This window comes from Paractinoplanes globisporus DSM 43857 (assembly GCF_000379645.1).
In the GTDB taxonomy this organism is placed as follows: Bacteria; Actinomycetota; Actinomycetes; order Mycobacteriales; family Micromonosporaceae; genus Actinoplanes; species Actinoplanes globisporus.
Genome location: NZ_KB903303.1, coordinates 191,286 through 213,292 on the forward strand (window position 1 = coordinate 191,286; position 22,007 = coordinate 213,292).

At 71.9% G+C, this 22,007-nt stretch carries 24 protein-coding genes; 17 read left to right on the forward strand and 7 right to left on the reverse strand.

Going from position 1 to position 22,007, the window contains the following annotated elements; all coding sequences use genetic code 11:
- Positions 1 to 108 precede the first annotated feature (108 nt).
- The 3 genes from A3CQ_RS0118145 to A3CQ_RS0118155 all read left to right on the forward strand — a co-directional run bounded on the left by A3CQ_RS0118145 (position 109) and on the right by A3CQ_RS0118155 (position 4,262).
- Positions 109 to 2,931 carry a helix-turn-helix transcriptional regulator gene (locus A3CQ_RS0118145; protein WP_020512370.1) on the forward strand — a complete coding sequence of 941 codons (2,823 nt, stop codon included), beginning with the start codon at positions 109 to 111 and terminating at the stop codon, positions 2,929 to 2,931.
- A 76-nt stretch (positions 2,932 to 3,007) separates the two neighbouring features.
- On the forward strand, positions 3,008 to 3,871 hold the full coding sequence (locus A3CQ_RS60175; RefSeq protein ID WP_026205832.1) for a hypothetical protein: 864 nt from the start codon (positions 3,008 to 3,010) through the stop codon (positions 3,869 to 3,871).
- A 43-nt stretch (positions 3,872 to 3,914) separates the two neighbouring features.
- The gene (locus A3CQ_RS0118155; RefSeq protein ID WP_020512371.1) at positions 3,915 to 4,262 is read left to right on the forward strand and encodes an MmcQ/YjbR family DNA-binding protein; all 348 of its coding nucleotides are present in this window, start codon (positions 3,915 to 3,917) and stop codon (positions 4,260 to 4,262) included.
- Between the two features lie 16 nt (positions 4,263 to 4,278).
- On the opposite strand, the gene A3CQ_RS0118160 is transcribed toward A3CQ_RS0118155, so the two are convergent.
- Entirely contained in the window at positions 4,279 to 4,656 is a 378-nt protein-coding gene (locus A3CQ_RS0118160; RefSeq protein ID WP_020512372.1) for a DoxX family protein, read from the reverse strand.
- A 113-nt stretch (positions 4,657 to 4,769) separates the two neighbouring features.
- On the opposite strand from A3CQ_RS0118160, the gene sigJ reads away from it, so the two are divergent.
- Both sigJ and A3CQ_RS0118170 read left to right on the forward strand, forming a co-directional pair.
- A complete protein-coding gene (gene sigJ / locus A3CQ_RS0118165; protein ID WP_020512373.1) occupies positions 4,770 to 5,639 on the forward strand; it encodes an RNA polymerase sigma factor SigJ in 870 nt (289 codons plus the stop codon).
- A gap of 744 nt (positions 5,640 to 6,383) precedes the next feature.
- Positions 6,384 to 7,631 (forward strand): hypothetical protein, encoded by a 1,248-nt coding sequence (locus tag A3CQ_RS0118170; protein WP_157296032.1) that lies wholly within the window; start codon positions 6,384 to 6,386, stop codon positions 7,629 to 7,631.
- Between the two features lie 5 nt (positions 7,632 to 7,636).
- Here A3CQ_RS0118170 and A3CQ_RS0118175 read toward each other — a convergent pair whose 3' ends face one another.
- From A3CQ_RS0118175 to A3CQ_RS0118185, 3 genes are read right to left on the reverse strand one after another with little or no spacing between them, the layout of a single operon-like run.
- Entirely contained in the window at positions 7,637 to 8,758 is a 1,122-nt protein-coding gene (locus tag A3CQ_RS0118175; RefSeq protein WP_020512375.1) for an epoxide hydrolase family protein, read from the reverse strand.
- Positions 8,755 to 9,582 carry an LLM class flavin-dependent oxidoreductase gene (locus A3CQ_RS0118180; RefSeq protein ID WP_020512376.1) on the reverse strand — a complete coding sequence of 276 codons (828 nt, stop codon included), beginning with the start codon at positions 9,580 to 9,582 and terminating at the stop codon, positions 8,755 to 8,757. The genes A3CQ_RS0118175 and A3CQ_RS0118180 overlap by 4 nt, the downstream gene beginning before the upstream one ends.
- Before the next feature lie 12 nt (positions 9,583 to 9,594).
- A complete protein-coding gene (locus tag A3CQ_RS0118185) occupies positions 9,595 to 10,197 on the reverse strand; it encodes a TIGR03086 family metal-binding protein (protein ID WP_020512377.1) in 603 nt (200 codons plus the stop codon).
- 45 nt (positions 10,198 to 10,242) lie between these two features.
- On the opposite strand from A3CQ_RS0118185, the gene A3CQ_RS0118190 reads away from it, so the two are divergent.
- The gene (locus A3CQ_RS0118190; protein WP_084699131.1) at positions 10,243 to 10,662 is read left to right on the forward strand and encodes a MarR family winged helix-turn-helix transcriptional regulator; all 420 of its coding nucleotides are present in this window, start codon (positions 10,243 to 10,245) and stop codon (positions 10,660 to 10,662) included.
- Here A3CQ_RS0118190 and rnhA read toward each other — a convergent pair.
- Positions 10,655 to 11,110, reverse strand: a complete 456-nt coding sequence (gene rnhA / locus A3CQ_RS0118195) for a ribonuclease HI (RefSeq protein WP_020512379.1) — start codon at positions 11,108 to 11,110, stop codon at positions 10,655 to 10,657. The two genes, A3CQ_RS0118190 and rnhA, sit on opposite strands and share 8 nt — an antisense overlap.
- A 108-nt stretch (positions 11,111 to 11,218) precedes the next feature.
- Here rnhA and A3CQ_RS0118200 point away from each other — a divergent pair, with 108 nt between their 5' ends.
- The 6 genes from A3CQ_RS0118200 to A3CQ_RS0118225 all read left to right on the forward strand — a co-directional run bounded on the left by A3CQ_RS0118200 (position 11,219) and on the right by A3CQ_RS0118225 (position 16,419).
- On the forward strand, positions 11,219 to 12,142 hold the full coding sequence (locus A3CQ_RS0118200) for an ABC transporter ATP-binding protein (RefSeq protein WP_020512380.1): 924 nt from the start codon (positions 11,219 to 11,221) through the stop codon (positions 12,140 to 12,142).
- Entirely contained in the window at positions 12,139 to 12,885 is a 747-nt protein-coding gene (locus A3CQ_RS0118205) for an ABC transporter permease (protein WP_020512381.1), read from the forward strand. Before A3CQ_RS0118200 ends, A3CQ_RS0118205 begins: the two co-directional genes overlap by 4 nt.
- Positions 12,886 to 13,020: 135 nt before the next feature.
- Positions 13,021 to 13,857 (forward strand): ABC transporter ATP-binding protein, encoded by an 837-nt coding sequence (locus tag A3CQ_RS0118210; RefSeq protein WP_211216627.1) that lies wholly within the window; start codon positions 13,021 to 13,023, stop codon positions 13,855 to 13,857.
- Complete coding sequence (locus A3CQ_RS0118215; protein ID WP_020512383.1) at positions 13,854 to 14,669, forward strand: ABC transporter permease; 816 nt, start codon at positions 13,854 to 13,856, stop codon at positions 14,667 to 14,669. The genes A3CQ_RS0118210 and A3CQ_RS0118215 overlap by 4 nt, the downstream gene beginning before the upstream one ends.
- Positions 14,666 to 15,805, forward strand: a complete 1,140-nt coding sequence (locus A3CQ_RS0118220; protein ID WP_020512384.1) for a sensor histidine kinase — start codon at positions 14,666 to 14,668, stop codon at positions 15,803 to 15,805. The genes A3CQ_RS0118215 and A3CQ_RS0118220 overlap by 4 nt, the downstream gene beginning before the upstream one ends.
- The gene (locus A3CQ_RS0118225; protein WP_026205836.1) at positions 15,802 to 16,419 is read left to right on the forward strand and encodes a response regulator; all 618 of its coding nucleotides are present in this window, start codon (positions 15,802 to 15,804) and stop codon (positions 16,417 to 16,419) included. Before A3CQ_RS0118220 ends, A3CQ_RS0118225 begins: the two co-directional genes overlap by 4 nt.
- An 8-nt stretch (positions 16,420 to 16,427) precedes the next feature.
- Here the strand turns inward: A3CQ_RS0118225 and A3CQ_RS0118230 are convergent, their stop codons facing one another.
- Positions 16,428 to 17,276, reverse strand: coding sequence for an alpha/beta hydrolase (locus tag A3CQ_RS0118230; protein ID WP_020512386.1), 849 nt, complete (start codon positions 17,274 to 17,276; stop codon positions 16,428 to 16,430).
- Positions 17,277 to 17,423: 147 nt separating this feature from the next.
- A complete protein-coding gene (locus A3CQ_RS0118235) occupies positions 17,424 to 17,726 on the reverse strand; it encodes a hypothetical protein (protein WP_020512387.1) in 303 nt (100 codons plus the stop codon).
- 17 nt (positions 17,727 to 17,743) lie between these two features.
- Here A3CQ_RS0118235 and A3CQ_RS0118240 point away from each other — a divergent pair, with 17 nt between their 5' ends.
- From A3CQ_RS0118240 to A3CQ_RS60860, 5 genes are all read left to right on the forward strand, one after another.
- A complete protein-coding gene (locus tag A3CQ_RS0118240) occupies positions 17,744 to 18,661 on the forward strand; it encodes an FAD:protein FMN transferase (RefSeq protein ID WP_020512388.1) in 918 nt (305 codons plus the stop codon).
- Positions 18,658 to 19,251, forward strand: coding sequence for a ferric reductase-like transmembrane domain-containing protein (locus tag A3CQ_RS0118245; RefSeq protein ID WP_211216628.1), 594 nt, complete (start codon positions 18,658 to 18,660; stop codon positions 19,249 to 19,251). Before A3CQ_RS0118240 ends, A3CQ_RS0118245 begins: the two co-directional genes overlap by 4 nt.
- A complete protein-coding gene (locus A3CQ_RS0118250; protein WP_020512390.1) occupies positions 19,248 to 20,420 on the forward strand; it encodes an NADH-ubiquinone oxidoreductase-F iron-sulfur binding region domain-containing protein in 1,173 nt (390 codons plus the stop codon). Before A3CQ_RS0118245 ends, A3CQ_RS0118250 begins: the two co-directional genes overlap by 4 nt.
- Positions 20,417 to 20,632: a ferredoxin gene (locus tag A3CQ_RS0118255; RefSeq protein ID WP_020512391.1), complete on the forward strand. Its 216-nt coding sequence runs from the start codon at positions 20,417 to 20,419 to the stop codon at positions 20,630 to 20,632. Before A3CQ_RS0118250 ends, A3CQ_RS0118255 begins: the two co-directional genes overlap by 4 nt.
- A 9-nt stretch (positions 20,633 to 20,641) precedes the next feature.
- A partial coding sequence (locus A3CQ_RS60860) for a hypothetical protein (RefSeq protein ID WP_051115276.1) occupies positions 20,642 to 22,007 on the forward strand: 1,366 nt, incomplete at its 3' end.

A 22,007-nucleotide genomic window follows, 5' to 3' on the forward strand; every position in this document is an offset into this window, starting at 1 on the left:
CTCCTCTGTTTGCGCTGGTCCTGACAGGGGAAGACTGCCCGGGCCGGAGCAGTCGGACATCGGTCATTGCACCTAGGAAGAGGCGGTGCGGTGACCTAAAGTCGCGGCGTGGACAGCGCGCTGAGCAGTCCGATCCTCGTCGGGCGCGACGATCTGGTCGCGCTCGCCGAGCGTCGGCTGGCGTCCGCGGCCGAGGGGCGCGGCGAGCTGTTGTTCCTGGCCGGCGAGGCGGGGATCGGCAAGACGCGGCTGCTCGCGGAGATCGTGCGGCGGGCCGAGGGCTTCACCGTGATCACCGCCGGGGCGTCTCCGGGCGATGCCGAGGTGGCCGGCGGGCTGCTGGCCGATCTGGGGTCCGAGCTGCGGCGGTGCGCGGCGATCGCGGAGGTGGGCGCCCGCGTCGCGCGACGGCTGCGGGAGTTCGCGGACGGTGATGCCGAGCGTCAGCGCCGGCTGTTGGTGTCCGACCTGACCGACATGATCGCGGCCGCGGCGTCGGGACCACTGCTCGTGGCGATCGAGGACCTGCACTGGGCCGACGACGTGACGCTCGACGTGCTCGGGCGGCTCGGCCGGCGGGCGTCGACGCTGCCGTTGCTGCTGGTCGGCACGTACCGCAGCGACGAGCTCTATCCGCGGGTGCCGATGCGGGCCTGGCGCAGCCGGCTGTTGACGCAGCGCCACGCGGAGGAGGTCCGGCTCGGCCGGCTCAGCATCGAGGACACGGCCGCGATGGCGTCGGCCATCACCGGGAGTGCGCTGCCGGGCGCCGTCACGGGTGCGGTGTTCGCGCGCAGTGACGGCATCCCGCTGCACGTCGAGGAGTTCCTGGCGGCGCGGGAGAGCGTGCCCGACACGCTGGCCGACGCGGTGCTGTCCCGAGCCGAGCAACTGTCGCCGCCCGCGCGGGAACTGGCCGGTGTGGCATCCGTACTCGGGCGGTCGTTCGATCTGGATCTGCTCGCCGCCATCACCGGCGACGGTCCGGCCGCCGTCGACGACGGGCTGCGGGAACTGGCCGATCGGTTCTTCGTGCAGCCGCATCCGGACCGGTCCACATTCGACTTCCGGCACGCGCTGATCCGGGATGCGCTCTACGCCGACCTGACCCCGTACCGTCGAAGGGAATTGCACGCGCGAGCCGCCGCGGCCGCCGTATCCGCCTCCTTCCCGGCGGCCTTCGTGAGCGACCAGTTCGAGCGGGCCGAGCTGCCCGAGCCGGCCTTCGGCCACGCGATGACCGCCGCCGTCGAGGCGGCCGGCATGTCGGCCCATCGCGAGGCCGTCGAGCTGTACCGGCGGGCCGAGCGCACCGCGCCGGCGACGCTTCCGCCGGCCGACCGGGCGGCGCTGCTCACGGCACTCGCCGCCGAGCTGGCGGCGGTCGACGACAACGCGAGCGCGGCGTCCTGCTACGAGGCGGCCTACCGGCTGCGCCTCCAGCTCGACGATCCGCTGGCCGCCGCGGCGCTCGTGCCCGACTGGGTGGCCGCGCGGCACCTGCTCGGCGCCGGCCTGGACGAGCGGGCAGCGATGCTGCGGGGCGCGCTGCCGCTGATCGCGTTCCGCACGGACGACCCGGCGAAGGAGGTCCGGGCCAACATCCACGCGGCGCTGGCGGCGGCGTACATGCTGGATCGTCGGCTGGCCGAGGCGATCGAGGACGGGGAGTTCGCCCGCTCGATCGCCGTCGAGGACTGCGACCGGGCCATGCGGTGCAATCTGGACGCCACGCTCGGCGCGGTGTTCCTCTTCGCGGGCCGCATCGACGAGGGCCGGGCACTGCTCGAGGGCTCGATCGAACGGGCGTCGGCCTGGCGTTTCGAAGGTCAGACCGCGCGCGGTTACCGCATGCTCGCCTCGAGCCTGTCCATGCTGGTCGAGTACGAGCAGGCCCTCCGGTGGTTGCGCGACGGCATCGCGTACGCGGAAAGGGTTGAACAGTTCAACGATCGCAACTATCTGATCGCTCATCTCGGGCACGTGCTGTGGGCCGTCGGCGACTGGTCCGGCGCGGAGTCGGCGGCCCGCCAGGCCCTGGCCGACGGCGGTAGCATCACCACCCGCATCACGGCTCTGCACGTGCTCGGCTATGTGGCGATGGGCCGTGGCGCTCCGGCCACCGCGGTGGAGCACCTGACCGAGGCGGCGTCGCTCGCGGCCGGCATGCGCGAGCTGCAGCGCCTGTCGCCGGCCTGGTGGGGCCTGGCAGAGGTGGCGCTGCAGTGCGGTGACCTGGACACGGCGATCGCCCGCTGCGAGGAGGGTTATGAGGCGTCGGCCCGGGTGCGCGACGCCGCCTACCTCTATCCGTACGTCATCACCGGCGTACGCGCCCACCTCGCGCGATCCGGGAGCACGGCGGCCCGCGAGTGGCTGACGCGCAGCGGTGAGCTGGTCGGCGAACGGGGCATTCCCGGCACGCTCGGCGCCCTGGTGCACGGGCGTGGCCTGGTGCACCTCCACGAGGGACAGACCGGCAAGGCCCGCGACGAGTTGGCGACGGCGGCCGCGTTCTGGAGCGGCCGGCGGCGTTTCTGGGAGGGCACGGCCGCGCTCGCCGACCAGGCGCGTTGCGCCCTGCGCAGTCGCAAACCGGCCGAGGCCACGGCATTCCAGATCAAGACCAAGGAGGTGTACGCCTCGGCAGGCGCGCCCGTGCCCGCGAACCTCCTGCCCCGGGAGGCCGTCGTGCCCCTTTCCCGGCCGGTATTTCCCGCGCTGCCCTCTTCGCCTTCCGCGCCGGCGAGTTTGTCGGCGCGCGAGCTCGAGGTGGCCCGCCTGGTCGCGGCCGGGATGACCAACCGGGAGATCGCGGCCGAGCTGACCATCGCCCCCAAGACGGCGGCCGCGCACGTCGAGCACATCCGCACCAAGCTCGGTGTTTCCCGCCGTACCCAGATCGCCGCCTGGGTCGCGGGCCTGTCCTGAGCAGCGACCTCATTCGATCGGGGTACGTCAAACGGGCCATAGCTGTTTGTCGATCAACTTGGCCACAATCGAGGCCATGACCGCCCCCGGCAACTCCGCTCTGGTCTTCATCCTGCTGGCCGTCTTCGTGGCCTGCACGGCCTACGCCGTGGGCCGGCTCCACCAGCGCAGTCAGATGGAGCAGGACCGGGAGGAGGCCTACCGGGACGGCTACGACACCGCCACCCGGAGCATCTTCAGCCTGGCCGCCCGCCTGATCGGCCCGCGCCGGGGGGCCCGCCCGTCGGCCCCGCCGTTCGTGGACGGCGCCCTGGTGGAAGAGCCTTCTGCCCTGCCCGCCGGCGCACTCTCGCCCCCGCCCGTTGCGGACTCGTCCGATTCGGCCGTGAGCGATCCGGCCTGGTCCGGACCGCCCGCCCCGGAGTTGCGCCGTGCCGATCCGGCGCCGATCGGCCGCCGCTCGGCGCCGCCGTCGGAGAGCGAGGCGACGTCGCTCGGCTTCCCTGTGCCACCGCCGGCACCGCCTCAGATCATCGGAGAGCCGGCCGCATACGGCGGCGTGGTCTACCGGCCGTTTCCCGACCCGAGGCTGGTCGGCAGTGCCGAGCCACTTCCTGCCGACCGGGGCTCGATTCACATTCCGCGCCCGATCCGGCCCTCGACCGCGCCCGATTCCCTGCATCGGCGTGCTTTCCCACCCTCCGCCGCTGCTTCCCCTCCTACGCCTGTTTCCCCTCCGGCACCTGCTTCCCCTCCTGCCTCTGCTCCCGCGGCCGGGCCGGACGTGACCGGCAAGCACACCGTTCCCGACGAGCTCGTGCAGGCGCCCACCTATCGGCTGCCGCCCGACCGGGTCTTCCGGGCCAAGGTGCGCGACACTCCCGCGCTGCCCGACGATCCGGCCACCCGCGTCTCGCTTCCCAAGCCGCGTCAGTCCTGATCATCGGCCGGAAAGTGTCGTACCCCCGGCGTAGGTTTCGGGCATGGTCACCGTCGATGATGTGCGCGCGGTCTGCCGCGATCTGCCGCGCAGCGAGGAGCATCTGATCCGAGACCGCATCAAGTTCCGGGTCGGCAAGATTGTCTATGTCGCGTTCTCCCGCGACGAGACCGTGATGGGCTTCGGTTTCCCCAAGGAGGAGCGCCTCGCCCTGGTCACCGCCGACCCGGGCACCTTCCATCTGCCCCGCCAGTCCGACATGCGCTTCAACTGGGTTCAGGCGTGGATGTCCGAGCTAGACGAAGATCAGATGACCGAGCTGGTCCTCGACGCCTGGCGCATGTGCGTCCCCAAAAAGGTCTGGTCGGCCTACCTGCCACGCCTGGCCTGAGTCTGCGGGAGAGTTGTCAGGAGGTGAACGAGTATGGGCCGAAACGCCCCCACACGACCACCGCTGCCAAGACCAGCAGGGCGATGTTCATGGCCAGCGGTTGTGTCTCGCCGAGGCGCAGGTGCGTGATGATCGCGCCGGCCATCAGCAGCACGAGACCGGTGGCGGCCAGTGGCACCAGCACCGGGGCGATGCCGAGCGCGGCGGGCAAAATCAGGCCGACCGCGGCCAGGACCTCCAGCACGCCGATCGCCTTCACGGCCGTGGCCCCGAGCTTGTCCGCCCAGCGCATGGTCTTGGCCAGCTTCTCGTACGGCTGCGTCAGTTTTTGCAGGCCGCTGGCCAGAAACAGCACGGCGAGGACGGCGGCGATGATCCACAGAGCGATGTTCATGCGAACCCCGACGAGACAGGGCTCCGGATTGTGAGGCGGGCGGCAGATTTGTGGTGCGTGCCGCCGCCTCACAAGTCGGGGTGGCGTTTCGTCGAACCGGTGTGGAAGAGGTCATGAGCGAACGACGGCAGCTGATCAACGTGGCGTACCGCCTTCTCGGGTCCCTCGCGGACGCCGAGGACGTGGTGCAGGAGACGTACGCCCGCTGGTATGCCCTTGCCCCGGCGCAACGCGACGCCATCGAGAACCCGGACGCCTGGATGACCACGGTCGCCAGCCGCATCTGCCTCGACCTGCTCGGGTCGGCCCGCAAGAGACGCGAGCGCTACGTCGGCGAGTGGATCCCCGAACCGCTTCCCGAACACTCGGAGTGGGCCACCGCGAGCGCCCCCGCCGACCCCGCCGACCGCGTCACGCTGGACGAGTCGGTCAACATGGCCTTCCTCGTCGTCCTCGAGTCGATGACCTCGGCCGAGCGGGTCGCGTTCATCCTGCACGACGTCTTCCGGTACTCGTTCGCCGAAGTCGCCGAGATCGTCGGGCGCAGCCCCGCCGCGTGCCGTCAGCTGGCCTCCTCGGCCCGGCGCCGAGTGGGCGCGGCGCCGCCGCCGACCGCACCGTCGAGCCGCAGCGGCGCCGTCGTCCGCGAGTTCAAGCATGCGTGGGAGGCCGGCGACATCAACGGCCTGATCGCCCTGCTCGACCCGAACGCCACCGCGACGGCCGACGGCGGCGGCATGGTCCAGGCGACGCTGGTCCCGATCGTCGGCGCCGAGGCGATCGTGCGCGGCCTGATCGAGGTCGCCTCCAAGGCCCCCGGCCTGACGATGCTCGAGCGCACGGTCAACGGCCAGCCCGGCCTCGTCCTCCAGCAGGGCGGCGTCACCGGAACGGTCATGGCCTTCGAAATCGTCGACGACCACATCACCCAGATCTGGGCAGTCCGCAACCCCGAGAAACTCCGCCCCTGGACCGCCCTCTGACCCCACCGGAGGTGATGATTCCCCCGACCCGAAACGCGTGTACTGTCCCGTGGCCGGGAACGAACCGGCGGCCGCCTGGCAGCGGCCCAGGCACGGCTCCGCCGGGGGAGAACGTTGCGGGACGACAAAGACGTTAAAACCAAGCCGACGATCCCGGCCCCCCGAGAGGCGGCCGACCAACTCACCGCGTCCCCAGACCCGCACAACGCGGCGGCGGCACCGGTCGGCCCAAGCGCGGCGGCGCTGGTCGGCCCGAGCGTGACGGCGGCGGTCGGCCCGGGGTCGGCGGTGCTGGTCGGCCCGAGCGTGACGGCAGCGGTCGGCCCGGGGTCGGCGGCGCTGGTCGGCCCGAGCGTGACGGCGGCGGCCGGCTCGAGCGCGCCCGCGTTGCCAGCGCAGACCGTCGCGGCGGCAGGGCCGAGCGCGCCGCCTGGGTGGCCTCTGCCGCAGGGCGGCTGGCCGGTTCGCCAGGGTGGGTGGCCTGCGGGCGGGCCGAGCGTGCCGGCCGGCGGATATGCCGCCCCGACCAGCGGATTTGGTGTGCCGGGCAGCGGATTTGGTGTGCCGGGCAGCGGATTTGGTGGGCCGGGCAGCGGATTTGGTGCGCCGGCCAGCGGATTTGGTGTGCCGGCCGGGGGATACGGCGGCCCTTACCCCGGTTGGGGCGGCACCTGGCCGCCGGCGCTTCCTGCGGACGCGTCGCGGGGGCGGGGGCGGCGGATTGTGGCGTTTGTCGTGATTTTGGTGGTTACGTTTGCGGCGCTGCTGGTTGCGGTGGCGCAGCGTGGGCAGGACGCGCGGCGTGGGGGTGGGGGCGGCGTACAGGTGATGGAGAAGCCGACGCCCTCGGCCAGCGTCTACAGCTATCCGGCCGCCTCGGATGCGCCGTTCGACCGGGCGATCATGGCGCTCAAGCTGCACGCGGGGGCGCTCGTCGACGGCGACGAAGGCGGGTGGATGGCGGCCGTCGATCCGGGCAACGCGCAGCTCGTGGCGCGCTACAAGGCGATCTATCGGCTGATGCGGACCATGGGCGTCACGCGGTACACCTACACGCCGGGCATCAGCGCGGCGGACAAGAAGGATCCGGCGGCGATCACGTTCCCGGTTCGCACCGACTACTGCTTCGGGGGCGACACCTGCTCCGTGGGGTACCCGCCGTCGATCAACCAGGCGCTGACCATGAAGGCGATCGGCGGGAAGTTCGTGATCACCGCCGTGGCCGACAAGCCCGACTCGAACAACGCCGAGCCCACCCCGTGGCAGGACGGCAAGCTCGTGCTCGCGCCGGGGCGGCACGTCATCCTCGGCGCCGACCAGAGCGAGGCGTCCTTCCTGCCCACCGTGCTGCCGATCGCGGAGCAGGCCGCGGCCGCGGACGAGCCGTTCGCCACGATGCTGCTCGCCAAGCAGGCGAAGTACCGGATCTACCTGGCCGGCGAGAAGCAGTGGAACAGCTGGTTCGGCGGCATGGAGGACTGGGCGGTCGGCTACGCGGTCCCGATCAGCCAGTCCGGTTACGACGTCGTGGTGCGGGTGCGCGAGCTGAAGTCGCCCGAGGAACTCCGTGTGACGTTGCAGCACGAGCTGGGCCACGTGATCACGCTGACCGGCTCGGAGACCTTCCACCTGCGCAACCAATGGCTGAGCGAGGGCGTGGCCGAGTACATCGGATGGTCGCCGAAGCACGCGACGCAGAGTTACCGCCGCCCCAGCGTCGAGTGGGCGATCCGCCGCAAGCAGCCCACGTCGATGATCCCGGTGGCGCCCGGCGACGACGCCTCCCTGCGTGAGGGCGACGCCTACTACGGGCTGAGCCACTTCGCGGTCGACTGCATGGCCAAGAAGTACGGCCAGGCCAACATGTTCCGCTTCGTACGCCTGGTGCTCCTGCGCGACGAAAGCTACGACGCCGCGGCCCAGGAGGCCTACCACCAGCCCTTCCGCGTGGTGGACAAATACTGCGCCGCCTGGGTACGCCAGCAGGCCTGAGCACGTCACGGCGGCGCGGGTCGCCAGGCGGCCCGTATCTCGGCGACGAAGAGCGTGGGCTGTTCGAACGCGGCGAAGTGGCCTCCCCGGGCCGGCTCGTTCCAATAGCGGATGTCGGGGAAGCGGCGGGCCGCCCACCGGCGCGACGGGCGTGGGTTTTCCTTGGGGAAGACCGAGCAGGCGGTCGGCACCCGGATGACGTCGGTGGCGCCGTCGCGGAACAGCGCCTGCACCTCGGGGAAGCTCTCGCGATAGAGCCGGGCGGCGGACGCTCCGGTGGCGGGCACCCAGTAGAGCATCAGGTTGTCGAGGAATCGGTCGCGGTCGACGTCGCCGTCGCTCCATGCGTGGAATTTCTCGGCTATCCAGGTGCAGAGGGCGGCGGGCGAGTCGACCAGGGCGTAGCCGATCGTCTGCGGCCGCGTGGACTGCTCGAACGAGTAGCCGTCGCCGGAGGCGGCCTCGGCCAGATCGGCGATCGCCGCGCGCTCGGCCTCGGTGAGATCGTCGAGGGTGGCGGGGTCGGGCGCGACCAGCGGTGGCATGAGGTGGATGCCGATCAGCCGGGCCGGGTGCCGGACGGCCAGGGCGGTGCTGACGCTGGTGCCCCAGTCGTGTCCCTGTGCGATGAAGCGCCGATAACCGAGCCGGGTCATCAGCTCGGCCCACGCGTCGGCGATGCGGTGCACCGTCCACCCCGGACCGGCCGGCTTGTCGCTGAACCCGTAGCCCGGCAACGAGGGGCACACCACGTGAAAGGCCGGCTCACCCGCGGACGGATCGGCGAGCGGCCCGATCACCTCGGCGAACTCGGCCACCGACCCGGGCCAGCCGTGCGTGAGGAGCAGGGGTGTCGCGTCGGAGCGGGCCGAGCGCACGTGAACGAAGTGGACGCCCAGCTCGTCGATCACCGTGCGGAACTGCGGATGCCGATTGAGGCGCTCCTGCGCGGCCGCGAAGTCGTAGCCGTCGGCCCAGTACGAGCACAGACCCTTCGCGTACGCCAATGGTGTGCCTTGCTCCCAACCCGGCGTCGTGGCTTCCTCGGGCCACCGTGTGCGATGCAGCCGGGCCCGTAGATCGGCGATCACCTCCGCGTCGATGCGCACCTCGAACGGGCTGATCACGATCGGCTCCCGGACAGGGCGGGTGGGCCGGCGGCTATGCGGGCCCGGATCTCGGCCATGCGGTCGGGGGAGTGGTGTGGCATCTCCCAGCGCGTCTCCATCCACCACGTGCAGCCGGCCTCGGCCCAGGGCTCGACCAGCGCCGTGGCCCGGGCGCCGTCGTCGGCCGGGGTCTCGCCCTCGGCCAGGACGTCCAGAGTGGGCGGGGCGCCCTGTGCCGAGAGCCAGGCGCGCATCTCGCGGACGGCCTCGGTGCTGGGCTCGTGGCCGGGGATCACGCCGTCGCAGCGGAGGACTCGCCGCATGGATTTGAGGCGGGGCCAGATGGCGACGACCCAGATGGGGATGCGCTCCTGCACCGGGCGAACCACGTCGGACAGGTCGTCGCGGTCGGTCTCGTAGTCGTAGTGGGCGCCGTGATATGACCGCTCACCCGACCACAGGGCCCGCATCAGGTCGATGCCCTCGTCCATCATGGCGGCCCGCTCGCGCAGGCCGGTCTGCTCGCCGGTCAGCGGCAGGTCGGTGGTCAGCGCGCCGACGCCGATGCCCAGCACGACGCGCCCGCCGGAGAGCTGGTCGACGGTGGCGACCTGGCTCGCCACTTTCCACGGTCGTCGCCAGGGCAGCGGCGTCAGCATGGTGCCGAGGCGGACGCGGGTGGTGCGGGCGGCCATCGCGGCGAGCAGCGACCAGGCGTCGACGCCGTAGGCCGCCTCCCACACGAAGACGCCGTCCCACCCCGCGCGCTCGGCGAGAACGGCCTGGTCGAGCTGCTCGCGCGCGGTGCCGCCCGGAAGGATCACACCGAACTTCAGAGTCATGGGTCCTTGCTATCAGGACCCTCCGACAGTTTTTCGGCCGAGCAGCAGAAGGATCTCGGAGAGCGGATCGGCCGCCGGCGGTACGGGGAGCGCGGGAGCGAAGGCGGCACCGGGCGCGAGCCGGTCCGGGCCGTCGGGGACGGCTCGGGCGATCGGCAAGGCGGCGGCCATCACCGCCTCCGGCAGGGCGAACGGCAGGCCCGCGGCGGTGGCCACATCCCAGCCGTGCACGACGTAGTCGACCAGGTGGAACGCGATCGCCACCCGGCCGGGGAACGTCCGGGAGGTGCTGATCTCGGGGAGCGCGAACTCCCGATCGAGGACACCCGGGACGGAGAAGGCGGCGAGGACGAGCTCGGCGGAGGCGGCGTATCCACGTACGGGATCGGAAATCTCCTCGGCCGGCGGCAGATCCCACAAGCTGAGGTCGGCACCCTGCCCGGATGCCGATGCGGCGAAGCCGCGGTGCTGGACCGTCATGTGCGTGAGCAGCATGCGCAGGTCCCACCCGGCGCAGGGGGTGGGTCGTTCGAGATCGTCCGCGGTCAGGCCGGCGGACAGCCGGACCGTCTCGCGCACGGCGATGGCGTCCAGGGCGATCAGATCTGTATGCATGTGCTTATCATCTACATGTGCTTACGACTTGGCAAGCGGAGGAAGATGCCGGATGTGGCGGAGACCGAGCGGGCCGATCTGGGGGCCATGGTGATGCGGCTGGGGCGCCGCCTGCTCGCCATGGAGCAGCCGATCCTGGAGCGGCACGGGGTGACCATGTGGGCCTACGTCGTGCTCACGGGCCTGCGCGACGGGCCGGCCCGTGCTCAGGCCACGCTGGCCGCCGCGATCGGCGCCGACAAGACGCGCCTCATCCCGATCCTCGACGACCTGCAGAAACGCGGGCTCATCGAGCGCGATCCCGACCCCGCCGACCGCCGGGTGCGCCTGCTCGGGCTCACGCCGGAGGGGCGCCGGCTGCAGGGGGCGATCCAGGCCGACATCCGGGCGGCCGAGGAGCTGATCTTGCAGGAGGCGAGCGACCGGGAGGCGTTCGTGCGGGCGCTGGGTGAATTGTCTAGGTGAGCTGCTTCGCCAGCGCTTCCTGCAACCCGCGGGCCGCCAGCCGATCGGCCCGCTCGTTCTCGGGGTGACCGGCATGCCCCTTCACCCAGTGCCACTGCACGTCGTGCCGGATCACCGCCGCTTCCAGCCGTTGCCACAGGTCGACGTTCTTGACCGGTTGCCGGGCCGAGGTCTGCCAGCCGTTCGCCTTCCACGTCGGCAGCCACTTGGTGATGCCGTTCCGCACGTACGTGCTGTCCGTGTACAGCTTGACCGTCATCGGCGCCCGGGTCAGCGCCTCCAGTGCGCTGATCGGCGCGAGCAGCTCCATGCGGTTGTTCGTGGTGGACTCGGCCGTACCGCCGCACATGTCCCGCTCCTTGCCGCCGTAACGCAGCACGGCACCCCAGCCGCCGGGGCCGGGGTTGGGCACGCACGCCCCATCGGTGTAGATCTCCACCACGCTCATGCGAGCACCCTACCGACGGGGCAGAGTGAGGTCGGCCATCCCCGGGACGCCCTCAGCGGGGTGTCAGAAACCGGCACGTAAGGTTGCCAGGGCGGAAGGGGGTCTCGAGTGAGTGACGACGCGGTCGAGGTTAGGGACGTCGTCGTGCGCTACGGCGCCACGACCGCGGTCGACGGCGTGTCGCTGACCGTGCCGCGCGGCCGGGTGTTCGCCCTGCTCGGGCACAACGGCGCCGGCAAGACGAGCCTGCTGCAGGTCTGTGAGGGCTTCCGCGCGGCCTCCGAGGGAGCGTGCCGCGTCCTCGGCCTCGACCCGATCCGCGACCACGACGAGCTCATGCCGCGGCTCGGCATCATGCTCCAGTCCGGCGGTATGTATCCGTGGGCCACCGCGAGCGAGCTGCTCCACCTCTTCGCGTCCTTCTCGGCCAACCCGATCGATCCCGGCACGCTGATGGATCGTCTGGGCCTGCACAAAACGGCCAAGACGCGTTACCGGCGCCTGTCCGGGGGCGAGCAGCAGCGGCTGTCCCTCGCGGTGGCGCTGGTCGGCCGCCCCGAGCTGGTCTTCCTCGACGAGCCCACCGCCGGCATGGACACCGAGGCCCGCCACACCACCTGGCAGCTGATCGAGGAACTGCGGGCCGACGGCGTCTCGGTCCTCCTCACCACCCACCTGCTCGACGAGGCCGAACGCCTCGCCGACGACGTCGTGATCATGCGAGAGGGCCGGGTCGCGGCAACCGGCACCCCCGCGCAACTCACGGCCGCGGCGGGCATAGACCATTTGGAGGTACGCGCGGAAGCCGGCCTCAAACCAGAAGTCCCGTTCAAAGTCACCGAGGCGACCCCGGGGGAGTACACGATCGCCGGAACGCTGGACGCGGCGGCGATCGCGTCGGTGCTCGCCTGGTTCGCCCGCGAGGGCGCTCAGGTGACGGCCGTGAACACCCGCCGCCGCACGCTCGAGGACGTCTATCTGGCGCTGACCGCGGAACAACTGACGACCGGTAAGGCAGGAGCCGGCCGATGACCACCTTCGCCCCCGCCCCCGCGCGCAATACCACCAAGGCGATCCTCCGCAGCCAGATCCGCATGGAACTGCTGCTCACCGCCCGCCGCGGCGAGGCCGTCGTCCTGGCCATGGGCGTGCCGTTGCTGGTTCTGCTCGGGGCGGGCCTCACCCATGTCACCAACGTCCCCGGCGGCGACCGGCTGGCCTACGTGGTTCCCGGCGTGCTCGCGCTGACCGTCATGTCGACCGCCTTCACCGGGCAGGCGATCACCACCGGGTACGAGCGCAGCTACGGCGTCCTCAAGCGACTCGGCGCCTCTCCGCTCAGCCGCCCCGGCCTGCTCTTCGCCAAGACCGCCGCGGTGCTGGCCCTGATCGTCCTGCAACTGGTCGTGCTGGCCGCGGTCGGCGTGGCGGTCGGCTGGCACCCGCACGTGACCCAGATCCTCCCGGCGCTCGGCGTGACCGTGCTGGCGACCACGGCGTACAGCGGCCTGGCCCTGCTGCTGGCCAGCGTGCTCAAGCCCGAGACGACGACCGGCCTGGCGACGCTGATCTACGTCCTGATGCTGGCCGCGGGCGGCATCATGTTCGCCGCGCCGGGCGGGGTGTCCGAGTTCCTGCCGCTGGCCGCGCACGCCGAAGCCTTGCGCGCCACGCTCTCCCACGACCAGCCCGTGCCGCTCGGTTCCTGGGCCAGCCTCTCGGTGTGGGCCGCGGTCTGCGTGGTCGCCGCGGCCAAGAAGTTCCGCTGGGAGTGAGCCCCCGCCGAGCCGGAGTGGGCCGCGCCGGCTGAGCGGGCCGCCTCCCCGCGCCGCGTCCACCGAACGGTTGACAGCCGGTGACCGCCGCCCGGTCGTCGCGCGCGCCCACCCCCGGCGAGCACGATCAGATCCATGGACGCCATTGAAGTCAGGGGACTTCGCAAGACCTACAAGGGACACGAGGCGGTGCGGGGCATCGACCTCACCGTCACCCGCGGCGAGGTGTTCGCGCTGCTCGGCCCGAACGGGGCCGGCAAGACCACGACCGTGGAGATCCTCGAGGGCCACCGCCGCCGCACCGACGGCGTCGCCCGGGTGCTCGGCGAGGACCCCGGCACGGCCGGACGCGCCTGGCGGGCCCGCATCGGCGTGGTGCTGCAGGACACGGACGACGCCGCCGACCTGACGGTGACCGAGATGGTCCGGCACGTGGCGAGCCTCTACCCCGGCCCGCGCCCGGCCGCCGAGGTGCTCGACCTGGTCGGCCTCACCGACAAACACAAAAGCAAGATCCGCGCGCTCTCCGGCGGCCAGCGCCGCCGGCTGGACGTGGCGCTCGGCATCGTCGGCCGCCCCGAGCTGCTCTTCCTCGACGAGCCGACCACGGGCTTCGACCCGGCGGCCCGCCGCCAGTTCTGGGACCTGATCCGCGCCCTGGCCGCCGAGGGCACCACGATCCTGCTCACCACGCACTACCTGGAGGAGGCCGAGGCTCTCGCCGACCGCCTCGCCGTGCTGGCCGGCGGCCTGATCGTCGCCGAGGGCACTCCCGCCACGCTCGGCGGCCGGGCCGACGCCGGTGCGAAGGTCGCCTGGCGGGAGAACGGGATGCTCCGGGAGGAGCAGGTGGCCGACCCCACCGACCTGATCCGGCAGCTGGTCAAGGCCGAGACCGATCTGTCCACGCTGACCGTCACGCGTCCGACCCTCGAAGACATCTACCTGAACCTGATCGGAGCCGGGCGATGACCACCGCCGCCGTAGCCCTCCCGTCGACCGTGTCCAACGGCCTTTCCCGCGGCTGGGTCGAGACCCTCCAGTTCCTCCGCGACCGCACCGCCGTCATCTTCACCTTCGCGTTCCCGGCGATGCTGCTCCTGCTGTTCGGCACGATCTTCGGGGACTCCTACGACGACACGGGCGTCAGCGCCAGCCAGGTCTACTCGGCCAGCATGATCGCGTACGGGATCCTCTCGACCGCCTTCGTGACCATGGGCTCGGGCGTCGCGCTGGATCGGGAGGACGGCACCCTGAAGCGCCTTCACGGCACGCCGATCACGCCCACGGCGTACGTGATGGGGAAATTGATCTTGGTCTTGATCCTGAGCGTCGCCGAGGCGGCCATCCTGATCCTGGTCGGCATCCTGATCTTCGACATGCCGGTCCCGGACGCGGCGCACTGGCTGACCTTCGCCTGGCTGTTCCTGCTGTCGACGTTCGCCTGCACGGCCTGCGGCATCGCGGTCAGCGCGATCGTGAAGCACGCCCGCACGGCCGGCGCGATCCTCAACGTCCCGGTGGTGGCCCTGCAGTTCATCTCGGGCGTCTTCATCCACCCGATCACCCAGCTGCCGAGCTGGCTGATCACGGTCGCCTCGCTGTTCCCGGTCAAGTGGATGAGCCAGGGCTTCCGGTACGTGTTCCTGCCGGACAGCATGAAGCAGTACGAGGCGGCCAGCCAATGGGAGCTGGGCCGCACCGCCTTGGTGCTCGGCGCGTGGTGTGTGATCGGATTGGTGCTGTGCCTGGTGACGTTCCGCTGGACCGAGAAGGATCGTTGACCCCTGAGGCTCACATCCGCTACTCACAGTGGTGGGACGTCTACTTCGGGATCGTCGCGGTGATCGTCGCCGTCGCCGCCCTGTTCGCGGACGGTCACGACCTGTGGCGCCGGCTGATCTCGGCCGGCGCCATCGCCGTGATGATCGTGCTGCACGTGACGATCGGCCGGCATCTGGTGCGGCACGACGCCGAGGACGGCCGAGCCCTCGCCCTGCTGCTGGTGCAGATCGCGCTGTTCGCGGTCGCGGTGACGGCCACGCCGTTCACGACCTGGCTGCTGTTCGCGATGATCCCGATGATCTTCCAGCTCGCGCCGATGCGGACCGCGATCGTCCTGGTCATCGTGGTCAACCTGATCACCCCGGTGGTCGACCTGTTCACCGATCACGGGATGCTCCGGACCGACCTTGTCATCGCGCTGATCTCGTCGGCCGCCGGCATCTGGCTCGGCTTCTGGATCGTGCGGGTGATCCAGCAGAACGTCGAGCGGGGCCAGCTCATCGCCGACCTGGAGGCGACCCGCGCCGAGGTGTCACGCCTGTCGCACGAGGCCGGAGTGGCGGCCGAGCGGGCCCGCCTGGCCGGGGAGATCCACGACACGCTCGCGCAGGGGTTCACCAGCATCATCACGTTGCTCCAGGCCGCCGACCCGTCGCTGCGCGACGAGCGCCTCGCGCTCGCCGTTCGCACGGCCAAGGAAAATCTGGCCGAGTCGCGGGCCCTGGTCGCCGCGCTGGCGCCGGCCGCGTTGTCCGAGGGCTCACTTCCCGATTCCGTACGCCGACAAGCCGCTCGTTTTTCCGAAGTGACGGGGACGCCGGCGGTCGTCCGCGTGACCGGGGACGAACGCGCGCTGCCGACCAAGGTGGAGGTCGTGCTGCTGCGGGCGGCCCAGGAGGCGCTCACGAACGTCCGCCGTCACGCCGGCGCCCGGGAGGCGGCCGTGCTGCTCGCCTACGGGCCGGAGTCGGTGCGGCTCGTGGTGCGCGACGACGGGTGCGGCTTCGATCCGGCCGCGGCCGACGGCTTCGGGCTCAACGGCATGCGCGCGCGGGCCGACCAGGTGAACGGCACACTGACCGTCCGCAGCAACCCGGACACGGGCACGACCATCGAGTTGGAGGTGCCGGCGTGATTCGGATCCTTCTTGTTGATGACCACCCCGTCGTGCGGCACGGGCTGCGCGGCATGCTCGACGCCGAGCCCGATCTCGCCGTCGTGGGCGAGGCCGGCTCGGGCGACGCCGGCGTCGCGCTCGCCGCCGCCGAACGGCCCGACATCGTGCTGATGGACCTGCGCATGCCCGAGGGCGACGGCGTCTCGGCCACCGAGCGCATCCTCGCCACCGTGCCCGGCGTCCGGGTGATGGTGCTGACGACGTACGAGTCCGACCGCGACATCCTGCGCGCGATCGAGGCCGGCGCCTGCGGATACCTGCTCAAGGACGCCTCGCCGGCCGAGCTCGCCGACGCGGTGCGGGCCGCGGCCCGGGGCGAGACCGTGCTGGCCCCGAGCGTCGCGTCCACGCTGGTGCGACAGGTGCGGCAGCCCGCGCCGCCGACGCTGTCCGCGCGCGAGTCGGAGGTGCTGCGGCTGGTGGCGAGCGGCCTGACCAACGCCGAGATCGGCAAGCGGCTGTTCATCGCCGAGGCGACCGTGAAGACCCACCTGCTGCGTGTCTTCAACAAGCTGGACGTGGCCGACCGCACCGCCGCGGTGACCACGGCGATGCGGCACGGTTTGTTGTAGGCGGGCCCTCAGCGCTCGGCGAAGCGCTGCACGAAGGCCAGGGCCGTGTTGGCGACCTCGAGCCAGCCGCTGTCGATGGTCAGCGAGTGGCCACGGCCCGGGATCGACGCGAACTCGGTCACCCCGGAGTTCTTCTGCTGGATCTTGTAGTTGTACTCGGAGATGGCCGGCGGCACCGTGTGGTCCTTCTCGCCGGAGATGACCAGCAGCGGGCCGCGGTACGCGTTGTCGTGGTCGACCTTGACCTCGGACCACGGGTTGAGGTTCGCGGCCGCGGCCTGGAACAGCGGCGCGCCGGGGGCGGGGACGGCGAACTCCTCGAACAGCTGGTGGGCCTCCTCCTCGCTGACCGCGTTCGCGAACCCGTACCGGAACTGCTCATAGGTCAGCGGGACCGCCTTGTGGTAGTTGGTCGGGTTCTTCAGCGCCACGGACGCCACCCGCAGCGCGGAGATCGGCAGCGGCAGCACGCCCTGGAACGGCGCCGCGTCGATCGCCACGGTCACATTGGACAGTCCACGCCCGGCGAGGATCTGCGCGAGCAGGCCGCCGAACGAGTGCCCGAGGACCGCGGGCTGCTTGTCGAGCTTGCCGATGATCTCGGCGTAGTGGTCGGCGACCTGGCCGACGGTCTTGCCGGCGAACACCTCGGGGTGCTCCTTGGCCTCCTCGACCGTCTCCGGGTCGTCCGGCCAGCCCGGCGTGATCGGGGCGTACCCGGCCGCCTGGAAGACCTCGGCCCAGCGGTCCCAGCTGCTCGGCAGGAGCCAGAGGCCGTGGATGAAGACGACGGGCGTGAGCCCGCTCGCGTTGACCCGGTCGATGTCGTCGAGAGTGTGCTGCGGAATCGTGGACATGAGGGAGCTCCTTAGTCATCTGCGTCGGGATTCAACTTATGGATCCGGAGGGCCCGGCCGGTAGCGTCATTCGACTCACACCGCGCGATCTTCGTTGAATCTTGCGAACCGCCCGCCTTCACAGGTACCGCGAAGGATCCGCACAGGTCAGAGCGAGGCCCGCTGGGCACGATTCGTTGTGTCGTCAACGAAGGGTGGTGCCACGCAGATGAAGCGGGAGACCGGACTGCGGCGCGCGTCGCTGATCACGGGCGCCTTGGTAGCGGCGAGCGTGGCCGGCACGGTGGTGGTCGGCGTGGCCGCCCACGCCGCCGATTCGACAACCAATTCCTCGACAACCGATTCCTCGACGTCGACGTCGACCTCGTCCGACAGCTCGTCGACGTCCTCGACCACGAACAACTCGCCGTCGCTCTCCAGCGGCAGCGACAGCGGCAGCAGCCAGGCCACCTCGGGAGGGTCGTGACATGCCGCTCGTCGAGACACTGCCGATCCGCGCGGACACCGCGCAGTGGCCGGTCTGGGGCACCACCGCCCGGATCGTGGTCACCGACCCGTCCCGCCTCCCCGAGGCGACCGAGCTGGTCAGGTCCGAGCTGGCCGCGGTCGACGCCGCGTGCAGCCGGTTCCGCGCCGACTCCGAGCTCCGCCGGGCCTGCCGGGCGGGTGGCGAGCCGGTGACGGTCAGCCCGCTGCTGGCTCACCTCGTGGGCGCCGCGCTCGACGCGGCCCGCGAGACCGGCGGCGCGGTCGACCCGACGGTGGGCGGTGCGCTCTGCGGGCTCGGCTACGACCGCGATTTCGCGGCGCTGACCGGCCGGCGGGTGGCCCCGGCGGTGCGCGTCTTCGCCACTCCCGACTGGCGGGCCGTGCGTCTGCGCGGCCTTGAATTGACCGTGCCGGACGGTGTGCTGCTCGATCTGGGCGCGACCGCGAAGGCGATGGCCGCCGACCGGGCCGCGGCCCGGGTCGCCGAGCGGCTCGACGTGGGCGTGCTGGTCGCGCTGGGTGGCGACATCGCCACCGCCGGCCCGGCCCCGACCGACCAGGGCTGGCAGATTCTGGTTCAGGACCGTCCGGGAGATCCCGGCGATTGCGTACGCCTGCCGGCCGGCGCCGCGTTGGCCACCTCCAGCACGGCCGGCCGCACCTGGGGCCGTCCCGGCGAGCTCCTGCACCACATCGTCGACCCGCGCACCGGCCGCCCGGCGCCGACCGTCTGGCGCACGGTCTCGGTGGCCGCCTTCACCTGCCTGCGGGCCAACACGCTGAGCACGGCCGCGATCGTCCGCGGCCATGCCGCCTCCGATCTGCTCGGCCGCACCCCGAGCCGGCTCGTGACCCCGGACCTCGACATCCTCCGCCTGGGCGGGTGGCCGTCGTGACGGACGCGCTCTGGTATTTCGCCCGCGGCTCCGGCGTCGTCGCGCTCGTCCTGCTCACGGTCGTGGTCGTGCTCGGCATCGGCGCGCGCTCCGGCCGGCCCGCCTTCGGTCTGCCCCGTTTCGCGGTCTCCCTGGTGCACCGCAATGCGGCCCTGCTGGCCGTCGTCTTCCTGGTCGGCCACGTGATCGGTCTGCTCTTCGACCCGTACGCCCAATTGAGGTTTTTTGATGTTGTAGTTCCGTTTGTCGGTAACTATCGCCCCGTGTGGCAGGGGTTCGGCACGCTCGGCCTCGACCTGCTCGCCGCGATCGTGATCACGAGCCTGCTCCGGCACCGCCTCGGCGTCCGGGCCTGGCGCGCCGTGCACTGGCTGGCCTACCTCTGCTGGCCGGTCGCGCTGCTGCACGGCCTCGGCAACGGCGCCGACCGTGGCACCTGGTGGCTCTGGGCGACCTCGCTGACCTGCGCGGCCGCCGTGACCGCGGCCATCGGCTGGCGACTGTCGGCCACCTTCGACCGCTTCCCGGCCCGCGCCGAGCGCCGTGTCGCCCCCCGCCTGCGCCCCCACCTCGAGGAGGCTTCCCGATGATCTCCGCGACCGAGGCGCCGAGCCGGCTGTTGTCCGGCGACGGCACCCTTGATCACCACCTGGCCCGGCACGGCCGCCTCCCGCTGCTGGACGGCAGCCAGATCATCGGGATGGCCCGGGACGCGAGCCTCACCGGCCGCGGCGGCGCCGGCTTCCCGATGTGGCGCAAGCTCGGCGCGGTCGCCGCCTCGGGCCGGCCGCCGGTGGTGATCGCCAACGGCGCCGAGGGCGAGCCGCTCAGCGGCAAGGACCGCGTGCTGCTCACCCGCCAGCCCCACCTGGTGCTCGACGGCCTGCAGCTGGTCGCGCGCGCCGTCGGCGCTCGTGCCGCTCATCTCTACGCGCCCGCCAAGTTGCTGCCCGGCCTGCGGAAGGTGCTGGCCGATCGGCGCGGCGCAGGCCTCGACCCGCTGCCGGTCACGCCGACCGTGGCGCCCGACGCGTTCGTCGCGGGGGAGGAGTCGGCGGCGGCCTCCGCGGTCGCCGGCCGCGGCGCGGTCCCCAGCGACAAGCGCGTGCGGGTGGTTGAGACCGGCACGCTCGTGCAGAACGTCGAGACGCTCGCCCACCTGGCCCTGATCGCCCGCCACGGCCCCGGCTGGTTCCTCTCCGCGGGCACGTTCCTCGCCACGGTCAGCGGCGCGGTGGCCCGGCCGAGCGTGGTCGAGGCCGAGTACGGCGTGCCGCTGGGCGAGCTGATCGCCGCCGCCGGCGGCCCAACCTTCGAGCTGCAGGCGGTGCTGGTCGGCGGCTATCACGGCGGCTGGGTCCCGGCCGACCTGTCGCTGCCGGTCAGCCAGTCCGCGCTCGCGCCGTTCGGTGCCTCGCCCGGCGCCGGGGTGGTGCTCGCGCTCCCGGCCCACGCGTGCGGCCTGGCCGAGACCGCGAAGATCGCCGGTTACCTCGCCGACCAGGTCTCCGGACAGTGCGGCCCCTGCGTCAACGGCCTGCCCCGGATGGCCTGGACGCTGGCCGACCTGGCCGCGCGCCGACCCCGCCCCGGCCTGCCCGGCGAGGTCGCCCGCCTGGCCGCGCTGGTCACCGGCCGGGGCGCCTGCCGGCATCCGGACGGCACGGCCCGCCTGATCGTCAGCGCCATGCGCACTTTCGAAGCGGACGTCGCGGCCCACCTGGCGGGCCGCTGCCTGGCCACGGGAGGTAGGCGATGACCCGCTTGCACATCGACTGGACGCTCTGCGACGGTCGCGGTCTCTGCACCGAGCTGCTCGAGGAGATGCTGGCCGAGGACGACTGGGGCTTCCCGCTGGCCCGCGACGGTTCCGCCGAGCCGGCCGTCCCGGCGCCGCTGGAGAACGCGGCCGCGCACGCCGTGAGCCGCTGCCCGATGCTGGCTCTGAGGCTGGTGGGGCGTACTTCCTAAGATCGACGCATGCGCCGGGTGGCGCGGCTCACCGCCGCCGTGATGATCAGCGTGCTTGCGCTGATCGGCGCCGTCCGGCTGGTCGGTCCCGCACAAACCCCGTCGTCCGTACGACGTCAGCTGACGTTCCTGCGCTCCGAGCTGAACGACGGCGCCGCCGCGGAGGCGCAAAGTCAGTTCCCCGAGGGGTATTTCTTCCTGTACGCCCTGTACGGTCTGACCGCGGTCAACCTGGGTGAGGCCGACGAGGCACGCTGGGCGCTCGGTTTCCTGGAGTCGGCCGAGGCCCGCGCTCCCTTCGCCGCCGAGCTGTCCCCCGCGTACGGCATCTTCTATCGGGGTTGGCTCAACTGGCTGCGCGGCGGAATCCTTTCGCTGGAGCCGCCCGGCACCCACGACCCGGCCTTCGAGCGCGACTCGGCCGAGCTGGCCGCCGCCTTCGATCAGTCACCAGTGCCCTTCCTGCCCGCCTACCCCGGCCAGGCGTGGCCCGTCGACTCGACCGTGGCCATAGCCTCCCTGTCCCTGCACGACAAGCTCTCCACCCCGCGCTATGGCGCCACGATCACCCGCTGGCTCGCCGGCGCCCGAGTCAACCTCGACCCGGCGACGGGTTTGATCCCGCACACCACCGACGTAGACACCGGCGCCCCCACCTCGGGCGCAAGGGGCTCGTCCCAGAGCATCATCGAGCGCTTCCTGCCGGAGATCGACCCGGATTTCGCCCGCGGGCAGTATCTGGCCTTCCGCTCCCACTTCCTGGCCCGCCCGCTGGGCCTGGGTCCCGCCATCCGCGAGTACCCGCATGGCACCGACGGCCCCGCCGACGTCGACTCGGGCCCACTCCCACTGGGCATCTCCCTCTCCGCCACGGTGGTAACTCTCGGCGCGGCCCGAGTAGAGGGCGACAGCTCCCTGGCTGCCGGCCTGGCCAACTTCGGCGAGGTGGCCGGCGTCCCGATCGACACCTGGCACACCCGCCGCTACGCCCTGGGCCTGCTCCCGATAGGCGACGCCTTCCTGGCCTGGTCAAAATCCGCCCGCCTGCTGACCGCCACCCCGCCCGCGGCCACGGTCGCCCCACCATCCCGCCCGGCGCCTGCCTCGGTCGTCCCGTCGCCTGGCTCGGTCGTCCCGTCGCCTGGCTCGGTCGTCCCGTCGCCTGGCTCGGTCGTCCCGTCGCCTGGCTCGGTCGTCCCGTCGCCCGGCGCGGTCGTCCCGTCGCCTGGCTCGGTCGTCCCGTCGCCCGGCGCGGTCGTCCTGTCGCCCGGCGCGGTCGTCCCGTCGCCTGGCTCGGTCGTGCCGCCGAGCGCCTCGCTGGCGGCCCCGCCGCGTGCCCTCGGCTGGTGGTGGCGGCTTCCGCTGCTCACCCTCT

What these genes read in the sequence shown, in the direction of transcription:
- A3CQ_RS0118180 (WP_020512376.1), bottom strand. Translation starts at nt 9,582, where the DNA reads ATGACTCTGAAGTTCGGTGTGATCCTTCCGGGCGGCACCGCGCGCGAG.
- sigJ (WP_020512373.1), top strand. Translation starts at nt 4,770, where the DNA reads ATGAGCGAACGACGGCAGCTGATCAACGTGGCGTACCGCCTTCTCGGG.
- A3CQ_RS0118250 (WP_020512390.1), top strand. Translation starts at nt 19,248, where the DNA reads ATGATCTCCGCGACCGAGGCGCCGAGCCGGCTGTTGTCCGGCGACGGC.
- A3CQ_RS0118215 (WP_020512383.1), top strand. Translation starts at nt 13,854, where the DNA reads ATGACCACCGCCGCCGTAGCCCTCCCGTCGACCGTGTCCAACGGCCTT.
- A3CQ_RS0118240 (WP_020512388.1), top strand. Translation starts at nt 17,744, where the DNA reads ATGCCGCTCGTCGAGACACTGCCGATCCGCGCGGACACCGCGCAGTGG.
- A3CQ_RS0118155 (WP_020512371.1), top strand. Translation starts at nt 3,915, where the DNA reads ATGGTCACCGTCGATGATGTGCGCGCGGTCTGCCGCGATCTGCCGCGC.
- A3CQ_RS0118205 (WP_020512381.1), top strand. Translation starts at nt 12,139, where the DNA reads ATGACCACCTTCGCCCCCGCCCCCGCGCGCAATACCACCAAGGCGATC.
- A3CQ_RS0118210 (WP_211216627.1), top strand. Translation starts at nt 13,021, where the DNA reads ATGGACGCCATTGAAGTCAGGGGACTTCGCAAGACCTACAAGGGACAC.
- A3CQ_RS0118190 (WP_084699131.1), top strand. Translation starts at nt 10,243, where the DNA reads ATGCCGGATGTGGCGGAGACCGAGCGGGCCGATCTGGGGGCCATGGTG.
- A3CQ_RS0118160 (WP_020512372.1), bottom strand. Translation starts at nt 4,656, where the DNA reads ATGAACATCGCTCTGTGGATCATCGCCGCCGTCCTCGCCGTGCTGTTT.
- A3CQ_RS0118255 (WP_020512391.1), top strand. Translation starts at nt 20,417, where the DNA reads ATGACCCGCTTGCACATCGACTGGACGCTCTGCGACGGTCGCGGTCTC.
- rnhA (WP_020512379.1), bottom strand. Translation starts at nt 11,110, where the DNA reads ATGAGCGTGGTGGAGATCTACACCGATGGGGCGTGCGTGCCCAACCCC.
- A3CQ_RS0118230 (WP_020512386.1), bottom strand. Translation starts at nt 17,276, where the DNA reads ATGTCCACGATTCCGCAGCACACTCTCGACGACATCGACCGGGTCAAC.
- A3CQ_RS0118185 (WP_020512377.1), bottom strand. Translation starts at nt 10,197, where the DNA reads ATGCATACAGATCTGATCGCCCTGGACGCCATCGCCGTGCGCGAGACG.
- A3CQ_RS60175 (WP_026205832.1), top strand. Translation starts at nt 3,008, where the DNA reads ATGACCGCCCCCGGCAACTCCGCTCTGGTCTTCATCCTGCTGGCCGTC.